This window comes from Sphaerospermopsis aphanizomenoides BCCUSP55, assembly GCF_001586785.1.
Lineage (GTDB): Bacteria > Cyanobacteriota > Cyanobacteriia > Cyanobacteriales > Nostocaceae > Sphaerospermopsis_A > Sphaerospermopsis_A aphanizomenoides_A.
In genome coordinates, this window is the sequence record NZ_LUFH02000201.1 from 1 (window position 1) to 3311 (window position 3311).

Genomic DNA, 3311 nt, shown 5'->3' on the forward strand with positions numbered 1-3311 from the left:
ACATTTAAAATCTTGAACCAGATACTCAACAAATCCAAATATATCTTTTAATGGAAGCTGAGATTTCCTTTCTAAATCATCAATACAGATAATTGATTTGCTGTTGATGTTTAAATTAAATAATATCTCCATCAATAAATCACCACCTATAGCACGTAATGAACCTGATAAACCAACGTCTAGTTTTGGAAATTCTAGGTTTCGAGTTTTTTCTAATCTTCCAGAGTTGCGATTGAAAAATTCAAAAACCTTCTTAATTGGTTTAGTTTTCAGATTTCTTTGATAATTACCAACTATTCTTGCTTGCAAATGTTCAATTGAAGAAATACCGAAAACAGAAGCATATAAATAATCATTTTTCCGATGTTTATCTAAAACATTTCTTACTAAATGTGTTTTACCAACACCCCATTTACCCTTAACAGCTAAAACTCTATAATTTTCATTATCTAAAAATTTCTCGATAATACTTACAGCGTCTTCTCGATTAACTCCAGAATTTACTGGGTTTGTACTTTTAGCCAACATATCTACAATATTATTCATAAAATCATCATCCTGTAAATCCTTAAATCCTGGATATCCTGATTCAGACAAAAATATATTTAAAATATATTTGAAAATTCTGATAATGTCTCTATATCATCAACATAAAAATGAATATAATCAGCACCATAATTTTGCTTATCTACCTGCAACTGTTGGGATGCTTCCAGATACTTCCTATCTATCTCAGAACTGGATCGATTATAAATATGTACATTCTTATTTATAAAATCCCCATCCTGTAAATCCTTAAATCCTGGACATCCTGATTCAGACAAAAAATACTTGAAATATTCACCTTTATTTAGCCATAGGTAATTTGCTTATTTGCGCCCAATTACCTATAACTTTAAAATTAGACATCTTGTCCAGAAACCAGGACAATACCTAACTTCTCAACCGAAAACGTACTGGCATTCTATCAAATGGATAAATCAAAAGGTTTTGCTGTAAATGTTCCACGGATGAACGACCATTGACCAACTCCCAATCAAAGTGACGCAACAATAATGCCAGCATCACCGTTGCTTCTAGCATTGACAAATGCTCACCCAAACAACGATGATAACCCGATCCAAAATCTATCATTGGCAGTTGAATATTTTCCTTACCTTGGTCTAACCAACGCTCTGGTAAAAATTCTTCAGGATCAGTATAAACTTCTGGATCCCTTCCAGCAGCAAGCATTGACCAGAAGATTTTCGTACCACGAGGAATTACCTGACCATCAATTACAACTTCTCTTGTAGTGTCCAATCCAGTTGAACCGGAAGCGACCGAATAAAGGCGCAAAGTTTCTTTGAAAATAGCACGAATGTAACTCAATTCCTTGAAGCTTTCTATATTAATAGTGCCTTGACTTTGGCAAACTTTATCGACTACAGCCTGTGCTTTTTGAAAGACTCTGGGATTTAAGGATAACTCTGCTACTGCAAAAGATAAAGAATGGGCTGTTGTATCAGTACCAGCTATTAATAATTCAACAGCTTCTGCTATCAATGATTCTCGATTATAGTTTGGTTCTTTGGCAGCTATTTTCACTAGCATTGATTCCCGGAACAAAGAACTTACCTGTGCTAAATCTGTCTGGTTTTCTTCCCTCATTAGCAAAGCTAAATCTACACGGGGAGTAAGAAACTCATCTAAATATTGCCTTGCTGACCAATAATCTCGTGAATTTTTAGTTGGTAGATATTTCCTCCATATCTTCTCTCCAGTAGCTCCCCGTAAGAAGCGATAACCGAAAATAGACATCGCTTCGTACACCTTAGCAACATCAAGGGGTGGTCCTTCAGGACTAACGGTTTTTCTATCTACAGGAATACCCAGCACTAAAGAAGAAATTACCCTCATCGTCAATTCTACAAATAGAGGATCTACCTGTACTTCCTGAGATGGATGGGCTTCCTTAATTGTCTCAATTGCTTGTTCACAGGCTTGGTTAATAATCTCAACATATTTAGAAAGATTACTAGAACTAAATTCAGGATTCCAAGCTTTGCGTCGCCACTGCCACTCGCTGCCATTTTGACCCAAAAGAATGGGTCCACGAATATCGTTCCAAGCTTTGCTTGCTCGCTCGGATCTAACTAAGCTACCATCTCTCATACCATTGACAATAGTGTCTTCGATCACCTTTGGCTTAGTCAAAATAACAACAGGTTGACCAGCCCAATAAACATACATCGGGCCTAGTTGCTTGCTCCAATCAAATAATAATTGGAAAAATTTCTTTTGTTTTACAGCCGCCAATACTTGAGGAATATTTCCTAACAGCCAATGTCTGGGAGGAGAAGGAAGAGACTCCAGAGATTTATAAACATTTTTTTGTTTCCACCACCGCCAACCAAGTATTCCCGCTGTGCTAGAAACGCCTAAAACTGTGACTAAATTGAGAGATGAGGAAGAAAAAGCAATCTGAGCAGTAATATCTTGTAACATAAATCACCCTTCTTACAACAAAAACTTTTGATGATCCAGACATAGCAGAATTCAGGAGTAAAATCCTTTTGTAACCGGAGTTTGATCATGAATTGATATCCTGGCCACCCTGTTGAGTCCTATAACCATATTTATACAACAAGTATAGTATGTGCTAAATTGTAACCAAACTTGTAAATTACAGTAATTATGGGCTTTTTACTGAGAATATTCGGCTTCGGTTTGCTGATATTGGGCATCTACTTGGTTGGACAAAACATCATTTTCACAACCAACGTTTATCCTTACTGGTGGAGAGGAATAGCTGCCGACACATCCGTACTTGCACTCACAATAGGAGTAATGATATTAATATTTTTCCCTAGAAGTATGAAAAATCTCGGCTGGATACCCATTATTACTGGGATTATCCTTGTATTTATGAGCAGTCGAGCTATCCTTAATCCTACGAGCCTCTGGCAATTTTTCCTCTCATTAGTTCTCATGTCAGGAGGCTATAAAATGTTTATCACGGGACGTTTACCTGTGTAACAAAAATATTACCCAAAAATAAATTACTTCTATCTCATCGTTAGAGGATCTAAATTTTTTTTAACTAACCGCAAAGTACGCAAAGTACACAAAGGTAAGAGCTTTCAGAGAGATTTTTCCTAAATCATCACAAATATCAAATCCTGTAAATCCTTAAATCCTGGACATCCTGATTCTGACAAAAAAAACGCCCCCCATTTCTGGAGAGCGTTTTTTATTTATCTGAAGCTTTCAGATTAGCCGTTGATTGCAGGAGCAGTCAAAGCAACAGGAGCAACTTCACCAGCAGCTAA

At 36.5% G+C, this 3311-nt stretch carries 3 protein-coding genes; 1 reads left to right on the plus strand and 2 read right to left on the minus strand.

Annotated features, from left to right (window positions below; translation table 11 throughout):
- Both A0J48_RS26170 and A0J48_RS26175 read right to left on the minus strand, forming a co-directional pair.
- Positions 1 to 597: P-loop NTPase fold protein (locus A0J48_RS26170; protein ID WP_234301180.1), on the minus strand; the 597-nt coding region annotated here is incomplete at its 3' end.
- Between the two features lie 336 nt (positions 598 to 933).
- Positions 934 to 2487 carry a cytochrome P450 gene (locus tag A0J48_RS26175; RefSeq protein WP_200327495.1) on the minus strand — a complete coding sequence of 518 codons (1554 nt, stop codon included), beginning with the start codon at positions 2485 to 2487 and terminating at the stop codon, positions 934 to 936.
- Between the two features lie 189 nt (positions 2488 to 2676).
- Between A0J48_RS26175 and A0J48_RS26180 the strand changes: the two genes are divergently transcribed.
- Positions 2677 to 3018 (plus strand): hypothetical protein, encoded by a 342-nt coding sequence (locus tag A0J48_RS26180; RefSeq protein ID WP_200327496.1) that lies wholly within the window; start codon positions 2677 to 2679, stop codon positions 3016 to 3018.
- Positions 3019 to 3311 lie beyond the last annotated feature (293 nt).

Excerpts from the sequence above, each read along its gene's own strand:
- A0J48_RS26180 (WP_200327496.1), top strand. The coding sequence starts at position 2,677 with ATGGGCTTTTTACTGAGAATATTCGGCTTCGGTTTGCTGATATTGGGC.
- A0J48_RS26175 (WP_200327495.1), bottom strand. The coding sequence starts at position 2,487 with ATGTTACAAGATATTACTGCTCAGATTGCTTTTTCTTCCTCATCTCTC.